The organism is Rhodopirellula bahusiensis (assembly GCF_002727185.1).
GTDB classification, from domain to species: domain Bacteria; phylum Planctomycetota; class Planctomycetia; order Pirellulales; family Pirellulaceae; genus Rhodopirellula; species Rhodopirellula bahusiensis.
This window is the reverse complement of sequence record NZ_NIZW01000020.1, coordinates 80,625-97,743: the sequence shown is the minus strand read 5'-3', so window position 1 is coordinate 97,743 and position 17,119 is coordinate 80,625. Positions and strand designations below refer to the sequence as shown.

Annotated in this window: 14 protein-coding genes; 10 read left to right on the top strand and 4 right to left on the bottom strand. The window is 56.7% G+C overall.

Translation table 11 applies throughout. The features are described from left to right. Positions 1 to 47 precede the first annotated feature (47 nt). Entirely contained in the window at positions 48 to 1,472 is a 1,425-nt protein-coding gene (locus tag CEE69_RS22890; RefSeq protein ID WP_099262933.1) for a class II fumarate hydratase, read from the top strand. A gap of 154 nt (positions 1,473 to 1,626) precedes the next feature. Here CEE69_RS22890 and CEE69_RS22885 read toward each other — a convergent pair whose 3' ends face one another. Further along, a complete protein-coding gene (locus tag CEE69_RS22885; RefSeq protein ID WP_099262932.1) occupies positions 1,627 to 2,631 on the bottom strand; it encodes a 4Fe-4S dicluster domain-containing protein in 1,005 nt (334 codons plus the stop codon). Between the two features lie 191 nt (positions 2,632 to 2,822). Here CEE69_RS22885 and CEE69_RS22880 point away from each other — a divergent pair, with 191 nt between their 5' ends. From CEE69_RS22880 to CEE69_RS22855, 6 genes are all read left to right on the top strand, one after another. Continuing rightward, on the top strand, positions 2,823 to 3,617 hold the full coding sequence (locus CEE69_RS22880) for a (Fe-S)-binding protein (RefSeq protein WP_099262931.1): 795 nt from the start codon (positions 2,823 to 2,825) through the stop codon (positions 3,615 to 3,617). A gap of 29 nt (positions 3,618 to 3,646) precedes the next feature. Then, positions 3,647 to 5,098: a lactate utilization protein B gene (locus CEE69_RS22875; RefSeq protein ID WP_099262930.1), complete on the top strand. Its 1,452-nt coding sequence runs from the start codon at positions 3,647 to 3,649 to the stop codon at positions 5,096 to 5,098. Next, positions 5,095 to 5,703 (top strand): LutC/YkgG family protein, encoded by a 609-nt coding sequence (locus tag CEE69_RS22870; protein ID WP_099262929.1) that lies wholly within the window; start codon positions 5,095 to 5,097, stop codon positions 5,701 to 5,703. The genes CEE69_RS22875 and CEE69_RS22870 overlap by 4 nt, the downstream gene beginning before the upstream one ends. 103 nt (positions 5,704 to 5,806) lie before the next feature. Continuing rightward, on the top strand, positions 5,807 to 6,043 hold the full coding sequence (locus tag CEE69_RS22865) for an addiction module protein (RefSeq protein ID WP_143549316.1): 237 nt from the start codon (positions 5,807 to 5,809) through the stop codon (positions 6,041 to 6,043). Next, the gene (locus CEE69_RS33755; protein WP_099262927.1) at positions 5,964 to 6,326 is read left to right on the top strand and encodes a type II toxin-antitoxin system RelE/ParE family toxin; all 363 of its coding nucleotides are present in this window, start codon (positions 5,964 to 5,966) and stop codon (positions 6,324 to 6,326) included. The genes CEE69_RS22865 and CEE69_RS33755 overlap by 80 nt, the downstream gene beginning before the upstream one ends. Positions 6,327 to 6,363: 37 nt before the next feature. Beyond that, positions 6,364 to 6,780 carry a GNAT family acetyltransferase gene (locus CEE69_RS22855; protein ID WP_099262926.1) on the top strand — a complete coding sequence of 139 codons (417 nt, stop codon included), beginning with the start codon at positions 6,364 to 6,366 and terminating at the stop codon, positions 6,778 to 6,780. Between the two features lie 42 nt (positions 6,781 to 6,822). Here CEE69_RS22855 and CEE69_RS22850 read toward each other — a convergent pair whose 3' ends face one another. Together CEE69_RS22850 and CEE69_RS22845 are read right to left on the bottom strand one after the other, a co-directional pair. Beyond that, positions 6,823 to 7,224, bottom strand: coding sequence for a hypothetical protein (locus CEE69_RS22850; RefSeq protein WP_099262925.1), 402 nt, complete (start codon positions 7,222 to 7,224; stop codon positions 6,823 to 6,825). A 56-nt stretch (positions 7,225 to 7,280) separates the two neighbouring features. Then, positions 7,281 to 8,546: a CehA/McbA family metallohydrolase domain-containing protein gene (locus CEE69_RS22845; RefSeq protein ID WP_099262924.1), complete on the bottom strand. Its 1,266-nt coding sequence runs from the start codon at positions 8,544 to 8,546 to the stop codon at positions 7,281 to 7,283. Positions 8,547 to 8,952: 406 nt separating this feature from the next. Between CEE69_RS22845 and CEE69_RS22835 the strand changes: the two genes are divergently transcribed. Continuing rightward, entirely contained in the window at positions 8,953 to 11,421 is a 2,469-nt protein-coding gene (locus CEE69_RS22835) for a TolC family protein (protein ID WP_099262923.1), read from the top strand. A 446-nt stretch (positions 11,422 to 11,867) separates the two neighbouring features. Next, positions 11,868 to 13,418 (top strand): glutamate--tRNA ligase, encoded by a 1,551-nt coding sequence (gltX, locus tag CEE69_RS22825; protein WP_099262921.1) that lies wholly within the window; start codon positions 11,868 to 11,870, stop codon positions 13,416 to 13,418. Between the two features lie 187 nt (positions 13,419 to 13,605). On the opposite strand, the gene CEE69_RS22820 is transcribed toward gltX, so the two are convergent. Next, on the bottom strand, positions 13,606 to 14,052 hold the full coding sequence (locus CEE69_RS22820; protein WP_099262920.1) for a Rieske (2Fe-2S) protein: 447 nt from the start codon (positions 14,050 to 14,052) through the stop codon (positions 13,606 to 13,608). 144 nt (positions 14,053 to 14,196) lie between these two features. Here CEE69_RS22820 and CEE69_RS22815 point away from each other — a divergent pair, with 144 nt between their 5' ends. Beyond that, positions 14,197 to 17,025: a M16 family metallopeptidase gene (locus CEE69_RS22815; RefSeq protein ID WP_099262919.1), complete on the top strand. Its 2,829-nt coding sequence runs from the start codon at positions 14,197 to 14,199 to the stop codon at positions 17,023 to 17,025. Positions 17,026 to 17,119: the final 94 nt, after the last annotated feature.

The window sequence follows — 17,119 nt, the reverse complement described above, 5'->3', positions numbered from 1 at the left end:
TTTTGCTTTTGATGACCCGTTTCACTCTCTGTTGATCCAACCACGCCATGACCGATTTCCGAACTGAACGCGACTCGATGGGTGAAGTCCGCGTGCCGCAAAATGCTTACTACGGTGCCCAGACTCAACGGGCGGTCGAAAACTTTCCCGTCAGTGGTTGGCAGCTGCCTCCATCGATGATCGCCGCGATGGGACGCGTCAAACTGGCTTGTGGGATCGCCAATCGTGATCTCGGAAAATTGACGGGCTCGGGCAAAAACCCGCTCAGCGACGGCCAAGTCGAATCGATGTTGTCCGCAGCCAAAGAAGTCGCCGATGGACAGCTGGTCGACCAGTTCCCCGTGGATGTGTTCCAAACGGGAAGCGGCACCAGCAGCAACATGAACATCAACGAGGTGTTGTCCAATCGCGCGATTGAAATCGATGGCGGCGATCGGATGGCCGAGGCGAAATCGATTCACCCCAATGATCACATCAACATGGGGCAGTCGACCAACGACACCTTCCCGACCGCGATTCATGTGGCGGCGGCCTATGAAATTGAGAATCGTTTGCTGCCCGCTTTGCGCCGCATGCACGAGTCACTGACGGAAAAGGCCCAGGCGTGGGACAAAATCATCAAGATCGGGCGGACTCACTTGATGGACGCGACGCCGTTGCGTTTGGGGCAAGAGTTTGGTGGGTTTGCTCGTCAGATTGAGTTGTCGATCGCCCGCGCCGAGGCTGCCCGAGACGCGGTCCTTGAACTGCCCGTTGGCGGCACCGCGGTCGGCAGTGGAATCAATACGCATCCGGAGTTTGGTGCTCGCGTCGCGGCCAGTTTGTCGGAGCAAACCGGCATCGCTTTCATCGAAGCGGTCAATCACTTCGAGGGCAACGCCAACCGTGACGGATTGGTGGACTCGCACGGAGGGCTAAAATGCGTCGCCCAAACATTGCTCGGTCTCGCCAACAACATTCGCTGGCTGGGCAGCGGGCCGCGTTGCGGTTTCTACGAAGTGAAATTGCCAACTCGCCAACCGGGCAGCTCGATCATGCCCGGCAAAGTCAATCCGGTGATGTGTGAGTCTTTGATGCAGGTTGCCGCTCGCGTGATCGGCAACGACACCTGCATGACGGTCAGCGGCGGATGCGGAGGAAACTTCCAGCTCAACATCATGATGCCCGTGATGGCCCATACCGTTTTGGAATCGATCGAGTTGTTGGCCGGTGGCGTGACCGCGTTCATCGATTTCTGCTTGGACGGCATGGAACCCAACGAAGAAGCTTGCGAAGCCGCGGTGGAGCAAAGCCTTTCGATGTGCACCAGCCTGAACCCGTTGATCGGCTACGAACAAGCCGCGGCGCTAGCAAAAGAAGCGTTCAAGTCCGGCCAAACGATTCGCGAGTTGTGCAAAGAAAAAGGGATCTTGGAGGACGACGTTTTGACCGAAGCGTTGGATCCATGGAAGATGACCGAGCCCCAAGCGTAGCTCCAATTTCCCCAACCTGTAGCTCGGCGGTCCCCGCCGAGACGAACCAACAAGTCCAGTACGATGGCCTTCCAAGGCCGTCGGTATAGATGTCGACCGACTTGGAAGTCCGTCGTACTGTCGCTCAACCCGAGAACCTCTGGTCGCGAATACTCTATAAATCCAATTCGTCCAGCGAATCGATCAAGCGATCCAAGTTGTCTTTGGGTTTCTCGTTCAGAGCAGCTTGGCGTTTTTTCAGGTTGTCGTCGATTCCCACCGCTTCGCGACCGGTGAGCAACAACTGCTCATCGCGTTCTCGCGCGGCGGTCGCGATCGGGTCGCCTTTGTCGGTAGGAGCACCGAACAACTGCGACAAATCGATTTTGAATCCTTCGTCGCCCTCGGTCACGGCTCCTGCGATGGCGGGAGCCTTGTGTTGAGGGAAGATGATCGCGTTCTCGGGACACACGCGACTGCATGCGGGACAACCTTTGCGGCAGTTGTCCGGTTGTTCGACCAAGATGTTTTCAACCCCGTCGACTCCGTAAACGCCGAACAAGCAGAAGTCGATGCACTCCATGCAATTGGTGCAGCGGCTGAAATCGATGACCGGGTACCAGCGTCGATTGGTCGTTTCATCGACTTCGACGATCTTTCCGCCAACAATCGGCAGCGATCGATCATCCGCTTCTTCGAGCTGGAGGATGCGTTTGATTTCGCCAACGAAGTCGTCCACCGATTCGGAAACCTTCAGGTCCAGGCAGTGGATCGTGCGATCCGGCCGAGGATACAAATCCGTGACCCGGTCGACTGGTTCTTGTTCTTCGGCGGCTGGATCTGGTTCCGCCAGTGATAGTTCTTCCTCGTCTTCGTCATCCGCACCCAGTTCGACTTCGCCGGTGGCGCCGCCGATTCCGTTGCGGTCCAGAACCCAGTGGGCGGCTCGTGAGAAAATCCAGCTGCAGACGATCAGGTCGCCTTCGATTTTCTGCAGCAACTCCAGGGATTCACCACCCTTGGGCAAATCGTACAGGTGAGGGACCATGATGACTTCGACGCCGTCGAGCTGGCCCGCGGCCTGTGCAATCGCCGTTTCCAGGCCTCGTTTGGCCGGGTTGCGAGATTGTCCCTTGGAAACAACCAGCGTGCACGTGGTGGGTTTGGCGGCGGAGATCATGTTTCATCCGAGGAAAGCAAATGAGGTGGCGCTTCATCCTGACTCTACGGAAGCGACAAATCAACCGGATTCAATTCTGCCGAGGGCGTTCTCTACGGCGGTGGACCTGTAGTCTATACTCTCTGCGTTAGCGTGATTTGTTTGCTTGCATGCGCGATTTTCCTTTCAATTGCCCAACGTCCCCGCCTCGCATGACTGTTGCTCTGTTCATCCCCTGTTACATCGACCAGTTCTACCCGGATGTCGCAATTGCGACGTTGACAGTGTTGGAACGTTTAGGGGTTCAGGTCGAATATCCGGCCGGTCAAACGTGCTGTGGCCAGCCGATGGCCAACACGGGGTGCGATTCCGACACGGCGCCGGTCGCGAAGCAGTGGGTGAAGCGGTTCGCCGGATATGACGCCGTGGTGTGCCCCTCTGGCAGCTGCGTGTCGATGATCCGGAATCACTATTCGGATTACTTCGGCCCCGAAGACACCGATTTTCAGCATCTGCGGGACAACACGTTCGAATTGTGCGAGTTCATCGTCGATCAGTTGGGGGTTCGTTCCATCCCTGGGCGTTTCGATCGCCCGGTCAGCATTCATTCCAGTTGTCACGGGCTGCGAGAGTTGCGATTGGGTGCATGCAGCGAGAACATGACTCCGCGAGAAGACAAATTGCGGATGTTGTTGGAATCACTTGAAGGAATTGAAATCAAACCCATCACCCGTGTCGATGAATGCTGTGGCTTCGGCGGGACGTTTGCGGTTGCTGAACGAGAGACCAGTGTGGCGATGGGAGTGGACCGAGTGACGGATCACATTTCCTCTGGCAGCGAAGTGATGGTCGCTGGCGACATGAGCTGTTTGATGCACATGAGCGGATTGATTCGGCGACGCAACATGCCGATGTCGGTCAAGCATGTTGCCGAAGTATTGAACGAAGCGATCCAGTCAGATTCCAGCGGTTTGGATCGGTCTTCGTCAGCGATGGCGAATCAGTGACCGACTGACGATCCGGCGTTCTTGTTTGTTTGAATGAATTCCAAAGCGAAGTGACTTCCTTGACCTCCACTCTTCCCATCGTCGATCACCCGAGTGCCGCTCGCGAATTCGTGACCAATGAGCCGCGGTCGCATTGGCACGATGACTCGTTGTGGTTCGTTCGCAGCAAGCGTGACAAACAAGCGCATTCAATTCCCGAGTGGGAATACCTTCGCGAGCAAGCGTCGACGATCAAGACCCACACGATCGCGAAACTGCCGGAGTACTTGCAGCAATTCGAGGCCAACGCGACTCGGTTGGGTGCGGTTGTTCATTGGGCGGCCGATGCTGAGGAACACAACCGCATTGTGCTGGATCTGCTTCGTCGCAACGACACGCTTCGCATCGTGAAGAGCAAATCGATGCTGACCGAAGAGTGCGGCCTGAATGAGTACTTGATCGACAACGGGATCGACGTCGTCGACACGGACTTGGGCGAACGCATTGTTCAATTGCGTGGTGAAACCCCCAGTCACATTGTTCTGCCTGCGATTCATATCAAGAAGGAAGAGGTCGGCGACACCTTTCACGAGCACCTTGGAACGCGGGCTGGCGAGTCCGATCCGCAGGTGCTGACCGAAGCGGCCCGTGGTCACTTGCGAGGCAAGTTCTTGAGCGGTGAAGTCGGAATCACCGGTGTCAATTTCGCAATCGCTGACACTGGCGGATTGGTCGTTTGCACGAACGAGGGCAACGCGGACCTGGGAGTTTCTCTGCCGCGAATTCACATCGCTTGCATGGGAATTGAAAAGCTGGTGCCGCGGTTTCAAGACCTTTCGGTCTTCACTCGATTGCTCGCTCGCAGCGCGACGGGGCAACCGATCACCAGCTACACATCGCACTTCCATGGGCCTCGTGACGAGAACAGCGAACTGCACATCGTGTTGGTCGACAACGGCCGATCCAAAATTCGCGACAGCAAGACTTTTCGCGAATCGTTGCACTGCATTCGCTGCGGCGCTTGCATGAACACATGCCCGGTGTATCGACGCAGCGGTGGGCACAGCTATCGAGCCACCGTGCCTGGGCCGATCGGCAGTGTGCTGGGGCCAGCGAAGAATGCGAAGGCTCACAAAAGTTTGCCGTTTGCATGCAGTTTGTGTGGTTCGTGCACCGACGTTTGCCCGGTCAAGATTCCGTTGCACCATCAATTGCTGGCGTGGCGAAAGGTGTTGGTGGGAAAACGTTTGGTCGCTTGGAACAAACGGATGGCGATGAAGGCCGCTTCGTTCTTGTTCCAGAATCCGCCGTTGTTTGCAGCCGCTGGCTATTTCGGACGAGTCGCTTTGAAAGTGTTGCCGAAAGCACTGACTCACAATCGATTCAACACGTGGGCGAAGGATCGAGATCTTCCCGAGCCGCCGAAGCAGTCATTCCACGAGTGGTATGCCAAGAATCGTCCAACGGCTTCGCAAGCGGTTTCAAAGGAGGAGCGGTCGTGAACGAAGCGCATTCCAACAGTCGGCAAACCGTTTTGGATCGATTGAAAGGTTGCGTCGTGGACGCGCCCGAGTTGCCCACGATCGATCCCGCTCGCGTGATCCAGTTCGAAGATCGTTTGCAGCATTTTCAAGAGACTTTGGCGTCGGTGGGCGGTGAAGCCCACTTGGTCAACACTCCCGGCGAAATTCGCGAGAAGTTGGATACCATCGAGGTCTTTCAGTCTGCTCGCCGGATCGCTTCGACGGTTCCGGACGCGGTTGCATCGACGGTGGACTTGGCAACTGTTGACGACCCGCATTCTTTGTCGACGTTGGACTGGACGATCGTTCGCGGCGAGTTCGGCGTGGCGGAAAATGGAGCGATTTGGATCGATGGAAAGACATTGCCTCACCGAGTCATGATCTTCATCGCCCAGTACTTGGCCATCGTGATTTCGCGATCCGATTTGCTCAACAACATGCACGAAGCGTACGCCCGAATCGGAACACCGGATCCTGGGTTTGGAGTTTTCGTATCCGGCCCTAGCAAAACCGCTGACATCGAACAATCGTTGGTCCTCGGAGCCCACGGTTGCCGCAAGCTACAGGTGTTCCTGTTGCCTTGATTGTTCAGCGGCGAGTTGCAGCGGTTGATAGAATGGTTTGGTCACGTCGGTTGAATGTGGCGTTACGGTTTCTCTGGTTGCGAATCAGTTGGGTTGCTGCAATATGACCACAATGAAAGAGATTCTGACGGCGGCGAAGGCTCTTCCCTCTGCGGAGAGAGCAAGGTTGATCGAGGCGCTTTGGGACGACATCTCGCCCGCTGATTGGGTGCCACCAAGCACGCAGTGGATCACTGAAGCGAATCGTCGAAGCGACGCCTATGACTCAGGCGAAATGTCTGGTTCTTCCTGGGGAGAGGTTCGAGAACGCGCTCGTCGTCAGGCCGGCCTCGATGACTAGTGTCATCGTTCTCGAAGGTGCTGAACGCGATTATTCCGAGTCGCTTGCGTGGTATGCGAAGAGAAGTACTGGTGTTGCCGAGGATTTCGACATTGAGCTGGATCGAGCATTCTCGTTGATCGATGCGGAGCCCACACGTTACCCGAAATGCGATGCTCGGCACCGCTTTTTTCTTTTACGTCGATTTCCGTTTCGAGTGATTTACCGTATCGAGCGCGACGCTGTGGTCGTGGTTGCTGTTGCACACGGATCGCGGGTTCCCAGCTATTGGTCTCACCGATGACCCCATTCGTTTGCTGTTGTCTCGGTGGCAAGGATTCATGTTGATTCGCAAGTTTGTCGCCGAAGATCGTGATGCCGTCGCGGACCTTTGGCTTACCGTGTTTCCACGTTCGACCGGGCACAATGACCCAGGTGCATCGATCGATCGCAAAATGGCAGCGAGCGATGACTTGTTCTTCGTCGCGATCGAAGAAGGGAATGTTGCCGGGACCGTGATGGCCGGGTACGACGGGCACCGAGGTTGGTTGTATTCCGTCGCCGTTTCGCCCGTCTATCGACGACGAGGCGTCGGGTCGCGATTGGTCCAGCATGCTGAATCGGAACTGACCCGTCGCGGTTGTCCCAAGGTGAACTTGCAAGTGATCGCGGACAACAGTGAAGTCGTTGCGTTCTACCGGTCACTTGGCTTTGGTGTCGAAGAGCGAATCAGCATGGGAAAGCTGACCGGTCAGTGATTGATGCGGCCAAGGGAAATCGGGGCGAAAGTCTGGCGTTCCCTAACCCGCGTCCTCGACCATCGCTTTTCGATGAGCGACGGCTTCTTTTTTGGTCTTGAACGTCAAGAAACGTTGGACCCCGTCTTCCTGCCAAGTCGCGACCCAGCGGCCGTAGAAGTTTCTGCTGACACCTGTAATGCCAGATGTGTTGTTGGTGGGTTTCTTGCGAGGCCCTTTGCGCCATTGTCGCTCGCCGAGCTCTTTGATTTTGGCATCACGCCATTTCTGGGCCTTGGCCAGTGACTTTCGGATCCCGCCATCGGAGAACCGAAAGTACTTGGAGTGCTGCTCGCCTTCGCGAACGATTCGAACGGTCCAGCCTTCGGGACCCCGGGAGATATTTAGGTTTTTTTTCTTGCTCATGCTTTCTACGATAACCTGCCCAAATCGGCCGATCAACATAGAGTTCACGCACGGTCCCCGGATCCCGCGGGTTCAAACCGGCGGAAAGCAGCGAATCAGGGCGATTCCCAGCCAACGGGCTGGGTCCAGGCTTGCTGTTTTTGGTCCTTGAACGACGGGTCTCGGGCAGGTTGGCTGCTGGTCACAACCGCCCGGATGTACAGCTCCTTTCCGGTCAGCGTGTATTCGGGCTGGAGGCTGGCGGATGTGGCGACGGTCACTCCGATCCGGTGTTCGTCGATCAATCCATCCGCTTTTGCCAGCGTCGCGATGAACTTGGTTTGGTAAGTCGTGTCGAGTTCGGATTGAATTTGCAGCGACAAGGTTTTCGATTCGGCGTCGTATTTCACATCGTCCAAGCTGACTCCGCTGGACGCATAGAAATCGCCGCGTTTCATCGCTCGGATCAGGTGCTCGGGCGTCAGGTATTGGCTGCGGACCATCACCCATCCGCGGCCGGGACGCGATCCGGGTTTACCGTGGTATTCGTGGCTGTCATCGGTCGCGATGCCCATCATCGGCGGGACGTTCAGAGAAGTCTGACGCAGAGCGTTGATGATGTCCCACATGCGTTCGATGCTGGGGTGTTCGTCATCGCCAAGATGGTTGACTCCCGGGTGCCCGTTGTAGACCTCGAAGAACCGTTCCGACACAACCGAGGCGAGGTCCTCGGCAGTGACGGCGTAATGGAAGTTCGGGTGGTTCACGTGAGGAAGAACTTCCCGGCCATGGGCCTTTTCATGTTCGAGAATCGCTCGGAGGTTGTTCTCGATCACTTGGCGAACGGTGTCACCGCCGGCGGGTTCCAGGGCTTCGGCCAAGTTGGTCGCGTTGATGTGGACCGGTTTGCCGTCGCCACGGTCGCTGATCTCTTCGGCCGGAATCATGATGAATTGATGGTGTTGCTCGACCAAGTAACGGAACTCATCGAGTGGTTTGAGTCGCACTTGGTAGTCGGCCTCGCCCTCGGTGCCGCGAGTTTCGACCCATGCGTCGCCGAATCGGGCTCGGTAGCGATCCAAAATTCCATCGTCGCTACGTTGCAGAATCTTCGAATACGCCATCCAGCGTGAGCCTTCGCTGAGAACGTTGTGATCAGTCAGGGCCAGAAAGTTGTAGCCTTCGGATTGGTACCAGTCCGCAATCATCTCAGGGAATTGATCGCCATCGCTCCAGAGCGAGTGTGTGTGGATATTTCCCTTCCACCATTGGGGTGCCGGTTCATCGGCGTGACACAAAGGTGTGAAACACGGAATGGTGAAGCAAAGTGTGACGAGGGAAAAAGGCAGGAGACGACGGTGCAAACGCTTGGTGAGTTTCATGGTGGAATTCAGGCGAGAGAGTTGGCGGGAGGTCGAAGGCAAGTTTCACGGAAGTCTTTCATGACGAGCGTCCTTTGTACTGGACGCTTCAGAATGAAACATTCGTTGCCCATCAAATCTTCATGGAGCGAGCCGCCAGAATCCTTGCGGTTTTGGCTCGAAAAGGAGCCTCAAGGACGGCTGGCGAAAAACTTCACGATTTTTCGGATTGCCGTCAAAGTTTACCCGATCGGAACCCGATACCTACTTTCGGATGAAGGTCTCGTTCCATTCGGTGGAACGTTGATGGGCGAGACTTTTGTAGGGGGGCTTTCCACACTCGGCCCGACCGGGGACATGCCATGCCGCATTCGCGGCACTCGTGGGGTATGTTCTGCGGCGGCACCGCGCCAGGGAAGTCCAGGGCATGAAACGCTCATTGATCCGTATGACTGCAAAACTGCAATTGGGAATCACCCTCCTGATCGCCAGTGGATGCGCACAAACTCAGCCGTTCTTCTTGAACGAGTCACCGGACCTGAACTACTATCTCAACTCAGCCACCCAGATAGAATATCCGGATGTGGACGTGGAGAGTCTGCCTGAAACGACGGAGTCGCTGCCTCCGCTGGCCCTTGGCAATCACGACTACCAGTTCTGGGATTTGACGCTGGAAGAAGCGACCAACATTGCGTTGCAAAACGCGAAGTTCTTCGTCACTACCAGCGGCATCGCAGAAACACGTCAGAACGTGGCGGAACAGTTCATCAGCAGTAGCTTTGAGCAAGTGGGTAGCGTTTACGACGTCGCTATTCAACAGTCGACGACTCAGTCGGTCCCGTTGACTGTCGACAGCAACGGCAACCGCACGCTGCCTCGTGGTGTTCTGCGAGCCAATCAAGTTGGTGGTGTCGAAGACGCGTTGGCTGAGTTCGATGCTCAAGCCAGCGGGTTCATCAGTTACAGCAACACCGATCGTCCACGGAACTCGGGCAACAGTGCTGTTTCGACCTCGCTGTTCCAATCGGATGATGTGACCGCACAAGCCGCGATCAGCAAACGATTCGCTACCGGTGGTGTCGCCACGCTGCGTCACCAATTGGTCTACGGCTACAGCAATTTGCCGACTGCACCGTTGGCACTTAACTCAGCATCACGAGTGGTTCCGAGCGACTACACCGTTACGATGGAAGCTCAAGTCCAGCAACCGTTGATGCGAAACCGTGGCACCTTGGTCAATCGCATTCCAGTTGTCTTGGCCAGCCTCAACGAAGACGTGTCGATCGCTGAATACGAACTGCAGGTTCGCAACTTGGTTCGTGACGTCGAGAACGCTTACTGGGATCTGTATGTTGCTTACCGCAACGTGGCCACTTCGGTGGTTGGTCGAAACAGTGCGATCGCAACGGCACAGTTTGCTCAACTCGCTATGGAAAACGGTACTGGCACGCTGCAAGAGTTGTCGCAAGCCAAAGGTCAATACTTCCAGTTCAAGGCACAGCTCGAAACCGCATTGGCGGGATCGAACCTGCCCGGCCCAGACCGATTCGGTGTCTACGGATCCGAAAACCGTCTGCGTGAGTTGATGGGCTTGGCGGCAACCGATGGTCGCTTGATTCGTCCCATCGACGAACCGACACTCGCTCGCGTCGAATTCGACTGGAATGAATCAGTCGCACAAATGCTGTACCTCTCGCCTGAACTTCGCAAGAGCAAGACTCGCGTCAAACAACTCGAACTGGAATTGATCTCGGCGAAGAATCAAATCCTTCCAGAGGTGAACCTGTCGTTGCTTTACCGCTGGGTGGGTGTCGGTGACACGCTTGGTCCTCCCGATGGTGGAACCGGCGAATTTCCTGAACCCGGAAGTTCAGCACTGGGCAGTTTGACCGGTGGTGATTTCCAGGAGGGGGCAGTTCGTCTCGAAGTGACTCCGCCCGCGATTGGTAGCCGCCGAGAGCTTGCTCGAATCCAAGGTTCGAAGTTCCGATTGGCAGCAGCCAGAAGCAAACTGCAGGAAGATGAGCGTTTGCAGGTCAGTTTGCTAACGGGGGCGATCCGCAAGGCTCAGTCGCACTACCAACTGACGCAAACCAACGCACAACAATGGCAAGCTTTCGAAACCGAAGTGGAAACTCGATTGGCTGAATTCGAAGCCGGCACACGAGACATCAACGTGGTCCTGCAAAGTCAACAACGAAAGGCTCAAGCGGAAATCAACTACTACCGTGCCTTGGCTGAATACAGCAAATCGTTGAGCTACGTCGACTACTTGAAGGGCACTTTGCTGGCCAACAGCGGCATCGTGTTGCGAGAAGGACCTTGGAACAAGAAAGCCTACTGGGATGCACTGGAACGTGCTCGTGAACGAAGTGCTGGCAAGAAGTTGCAGTACGGCGTGACTCGTCCAGGCGTGGTTCGCCAAGGGCCGGTTCGTGATGCGGACTCCGCTTCGCAAATCATTGGCAGTGGAACGACCACTCACGGACAAACGTTGCCACCGGGCGAGTTCGAAATGAACGCGGCTGACGGCCAAGTCTTTTTCGGCGATGCCAATGGCGAAGCGTTGCCAATGGACATGGGAATCGTTCGCGATCCAATCCGGATCGACGATCACCAACCGTTGATGGAGTACGGCAGCAGCACTCAAGAAATGTTGCAAGCTCCTCAGCCGATCGACCGACTGTCGCCACCCGTGACCGTCCCAACTCCGGCTCCTTCGATTGAATCGGCTCAGCCACTTCGATCGCCCGCCGCATCGTCCAACGATGGTGCGTCGTGGGGAACGGCTCGCCGAGTCCAACCTGCCGCCTACACGGCACCCGCGGCGACATCGGCTGCGGAACCCGCCGAGTACGCACCGCAACCCGTGCGACGGAAACCCATTCCTCGCTGAAGCACCTGAACACGAACCAGGTCTGAGTCACTGACCGGCTGATCGCTGGCAGACTCGGAACGGTTCTCATCACCTTCGTAGGGGCGGAGGCTTGGGTGGTTGTCGTCCGACACACGCGCGTTGGATCCACGACCCACCCCCACGACTAGCTCGACCGGTCTGCTTGCGGGCCCGTCGGGCTTTTCGTCGTTTTCAGGACAGTTCGATGGGCTTCCTAGCCCGTCGCGAACTTGAGCCGAGCACCGACGGGCTTGGAAGCCCATCGTACGGGGCAACTCGGAAGCCCGTTGTGGTTTTTGCAAGTCGGGACGAGTTGCGGTTGGCGGGTTAGGAAAGTTTCGGTGGCCTGCTAGCATGAACGTTGCACACCGGTCGACTCAATCCATCCAAACGTTGAGGACTCCCGGTCGTTCCTCACACCATTTCATCCCAAGTGTTTTTCGACCATGATTCGCACGCGATTTGCCCCCAGCCCGACCGGATACTTGCACATCGGAGGCGTCCGCACGGCCCTGTTCAATTGGTTGCTCGCCAAGCAATCCGGCGGCCAATTCATTCTGCGAATCGATGACACGGACGCCGGACGAAATGTCGAGGCGGCTCTGAAACCCATCCTGGATGGCTTTCGTTGGCTCGGGATGGATTGGGACGAAGGCCCCGATGTCGGCGGTCCACACGGTCCGTACTTTCAATCCCAGCGAGGCGACCAGTACCGAGCCGCGGCTGAAAAGCTGCTCGCTGACGGACATGCCTATCGCGATTTTGCCAAGCCGGATGAGTTGCAAACGCTTCGTGAAGAAGCTCAGAAAGCTGGCGAGGCGTTTGTCTACGATCGACGCTGGATGGCGGAAGACGATGCGGCCGCGGCCAAGTTCGAAGCCGAAGGTCGCCAAGGCGTTGTGCGTCTGAAGATGCCACGCGAAGGCCAATGCGTGATCCAAGATTTGATCCGCGGCGAAGTCATCGTCGAATGGGCGTCCGAACAAGACCACGTGATCGCGCGTGCCGATGGCAGCCCGCTGTATCACCTGGCTAGCGTCGTCGATGATCACGAACTGAAGATCACTCACGTCGTTCGCGCCGCGGAGCACTTGCCCAACACCGCTCGCCAAGTCTTCATCGCTCAGTCGCTTGGGTATGAGTTACCCACGTACGCTCACCTACCCTACGTGGCCGAACCCGGCGGATCTGCCAAGCTGAGCAAACGCAAACTGGACAAGTACAAAAAGAACCGCGACTTCGCCGTGTTGCTGGCTCACGGTGAAAAGATCGCCGAGCGTTGCAACATGCAAGTCGACGCGGACACGTTCAATCCCGTGTTGGTCGACTTCTACCGCGAGATCGGGTTTTTGCCAGATGCGTTGCTGAACTACCTGTTGTTGCTCGGTTGGTCGCTCGATGGCGAGACCGAGAAGTTCACGATCGCGGAAATGATTGAGAAGTTCACGCTGGATCGTGTCAACAAAGCTCCCGCCTCGTTCGACCCGGCTAAATTGCAATCATTCCAAGGCGACGCGTTCGCGGAACTGTCGGATGAGAAACGAACCGAGTTGGTGCGTCCGTTCGCGGTCGCAGCTGGCTTTGTCGCGGAAGACGACTCGGCCGACACGCTGTCAGCGGTTGTGGCCGCGGCGGGCGATCGACTGAAGATGGCCGGCGACATCATCGATTTCGATTATTGCTTCGTGGACGACTATGCCGTCGACGACAAGGCCTATCAAAAACGTTTGGTCAAAGCGGACGGAGCGAAGGAGTTGCTGGCGAAGTTGAATGAGACTTTGAAAGCAGCAACCGAGTTCGACGCCGACAGTGTGGAAACGACCGTGAAGTCATTCTGCGAATCGGAAGGCATCAAGATCGGCCAAATCATCCACGCGTTGCGAGTCGCGACGACGGGAGCGGCCAGCGGCTTTGGCATGTTCGATACGTTGGCAGTCTTAGGCCAAACCAAGGTCACCGCACGAATCGAAAAAACGATCGCGAATCTGCCAGAGTAGAACGGCTCAACCTGTAGCTCGGTGGTCCCCCACCGAGACGAATGCTAACTCACGGTGGGGGCCACCGAGCTACTGACAACAGTCGCCCATCGACTCCGATCGATGGAAACGGGCCTTCACGCCGATTCTTGCTGAACGCCGAGTCTTCGACTTTTCCCGGCTTCGCCGAGAGAGTTGACTCTCTCATCTACAAAAGCTGAACTTCGATCAGGTTGCCGTTTTGCCGAATCGGGAACACCGCCTGAAGCGGTTGCCGACTGGTCGTTTGCGTGCCCGTGTCCAGCTCGTATTGCCATCCATGCCAAGGGCAAGTCACGCAGCCATCGGCGATGTGACCTTCCGCCAGAGGACCGCCTTGATGGGTGCAAATGCCGTCCATCGCGTACCACCGACCCGCGTGAAAGATCACGGCAAGAATCCGATCGCCGACCAAAGTCTCTCGTGCGAAGGATTCGGTGTCGGGGTTGGCGGCCAATCGTTCGGCGAGGCCCGTCTCCACCTCCTCCAGGTCAAACGCGAGGTGCCACGGCAGATCCGCGCGGGGTTGGCTGCTGTGGTTCTGCTCCGCGAGTTCGTTGGGATACAAATCCCGCTTCGGTTTTGGATCGGAAGGGTTGGGTTGCGAATCGCTCATGGGGGCTGTCCGTGAAAGGCAGTTGGGAACACACAGTGTGGAGTTTGCCGTCAATCGCGGCGACCCCGGGGGGACACAGTTGTCGACTCGCCGTTACAATTCGGGCGTCCCTCAGCTCACACATCACTCCAACGAGACGATCGGATGAATTTCGCAATGCTTTCACAACTGGATGTGGCGGCGGCTCGATGCCGCTTCGGACGCAGAACGTCCGCTTTCCTGCTGAGCAGTCTGGTCGCTGCTCTCTGTTTGATTCCAACCCTCTGTCCTGCCGATGACGCGGCAAAAAAGGATTCGTCCGTGCCATTGAAACTCCGCGAAGTCGAGGGGATCAGCGAGTACGCGTTGCCCAACGGCGTGAAGGTTTTGCTCTTCCCCGATGAGAGCAAAGAGGTTGTGACGGTCAACATGACGGTGTTCGTTGGCTCACGTCACGAAGGCTACGGCGAAGCCGGGATGGCTCACTTGCTCGAGCACATGTTGTTCAAGGGCACGCCCACTCATCCGGAAGTTCCCAAGGTGTTGCAGGACCGGGGAGCTCGGTTCAACGGCACGACTTGGATGGACCGAACGAACTACTACGAAACGCTGCCGGCCAGCGAAGACAATCTCGAGTTCGCTTTGAACTTGGAAGCCGATCGGTTGCTCAACAGCAACATCAAAGGCGAAGACCTCGAAAGCGAAATGACCGTGGTTCGCAACGAGTTCGAACGCGGCGAGAACTCACCCATGCGAGTCTTGATGCAGCGGATCGAATCGGCGGCGTTCGATTGGCACAACTATGGCAAATCAACGATCGGCAACCGCAGCGACATCGAGCGTGTGCCAGTGGTCAAACTGCGTCAGTTCTATCGCAAGTATTATCGCCCGGACAACGTGATGGTCATCATCGCGGGCAACTTCGAAGTCGATCACGCACTCCAATCAGTCAACGATGCGTTTGGTAGCCTGCCAGTGCCAGGCACTCCGATCGACGAAACGTACACGGTTGAGCCACCCAAGGACGGCGAGCGAACGGTCGTGCTGCGTCGGGTCGGCGATGTGCAAGTCGTCGGTGCCGCGTATCACATCCCCGCGGGCAGCCACCCTGACTATGCCGCAGTCAAAGCACTCACCAACGTTTTGGGTGATGAACCGAGTGGCCGTCTGTACAAAGAAATGGTGGAAACTGAGATCGCCAGCAGCGTTTTCGCAATGGCATTCGGTTTTCGAGAGCCTGGTTTGCTGATGACGATGGCGGAAGTGCCCGAAGACCAATCCATCGAACAGGCTCGAGCCAAACTGATCGAGCTGATGGAAAGCGATTGGGATAAGAACCCAATCACGGAACAAGAGGTCGAACGAGCCAAGCAGCAAATGCTGAAGGCTCGCGAATTGGAGGCGGCCAACACGGACAAGATCGCTGTTTCGCTCAGCGACTGGGCCGCTCAAGGCGATTGGCGTTTGTATTTCTTGTACCGCGACGCGGTGGAGGCATTGACCGTTGATCAAGTCCGCGACGTGGCCAGTCGCTATTTGAAACGGAACAACCGCACGGTTGGATTGTTCATGCCATCGGAAGAATCGGATCGCGTCAGTGTGCCGGAGTCGCCCGATTTGGCAGCCTTGTTGAAAGACTACAAAGGCCGCGCCGCGGTTGCCGCCGGTGAGCGTTTCGATCCCGATCCAACCGCGATCGAAGAACGAGTTCAGCGCGGCAACTTGACTGGCGGAATCGATTACGCAGTGCTTCCCAAGAAGACTCGCGGTGGCTCGGTATCCGTTCTGATGACGCTGCGTTTTGGGACGCCGGAATCGCTGAAGGACAAATTGGGTGCGGTCGAGTTGTTGGGCATGATGATGGCTCGCGGAACCGAGGAACTCGACTACCAACAGTTGCAAGACGAGTGGACTCGGTTGCGTGCCGCGGTGCAGATCTACAGCCTGAAAGGCGTGCTGCAGGTTCAGGTGCAGACCAAAGAAGAGTTCTTGCCTGAAGTGATTGAGTTGCTGGGCAAGATTTTCCGTTCGCCACGCTTCGAGCCTTCGGAATTGGAGGTCATGCGACGCCAGGTCATCACCAGTTTGGAAAAGAACAAGACCGAACCGAACTCGCTTGCACCACGCCGGGTTCAGCAAATGCTCTCGCCGTTCGACAAGGACGACATTCGCTACGTCATGACGATCGAGGAAGAGATCGCAATGTACTTGGCAACGACGATTGAGCAAATTCGCCAGTTGCACGCTGAATACTTGGGCAACCAGGCTGGCGAGTTGGCCGTGGTGGGGAACTTTGAAGTCGAGCCAACGCTCGAGAAATTCCGCTCGGTCGTGGAAGATTGGGAAGCCAAACAGCCATTCGAGCGAATCGTGACGCCGGCTCAGCCTGATATTCCCGGTGCCGTCGTGACGATTGAGACTCCCGACAAATCCAACGCGTTGTTGTACAGCGGGCAGCAATACAAGTTGGCGGATTCGGACCCCGAGTACGCTTCGTTGGTGCTTGGCAACTTCATCTTGGGTGGCGGTTCGCTGAGCAGCCGTTTGGCCAACCGCGTTCGTCAGCAAGAAGGTTTGTCGTACGGCGTTCGCAGTGGTTTGACCGCCGCGAATTTTGCGGTGGATGAGAAGGTCAGCTTCACGCTGTACGCGATCACCAACCCGGCCAACAAAGACAAACTGCTTCGTGTGATTCGCGAAGAGGTCAATCGGGTGTTGGAAGAAGGCGTCACCGAGGAGGAGTTGGAGCAAGCCAAGGGAGCGTACTTGCAAGCTGAACGAATTGGCCGAACGGGTGATTCGAGACTGGCTAGCATGCTGGTGAAATCGGTCTTCAACGATCGCACGATGGAGTTCGTGGCGGATCACGAGGCGAGAATTCAGGCGGCCACGGTTGATTCGGTCAACGCGGCACTGAAAAAATACGTCGATCTCGATGGCTTGGTGATGGCCATCGCGGGTGACTTTGCGGCGGTCGAGCAACCAGCAGAGTGATCAAGCCGCAGTTCCGCTGCGATCGATTCACAAAAATGTAACGAAGCCGGACCGGGCGGGTGCCAGGTCCGGCTTTTGTTGTTTACACTCGGCA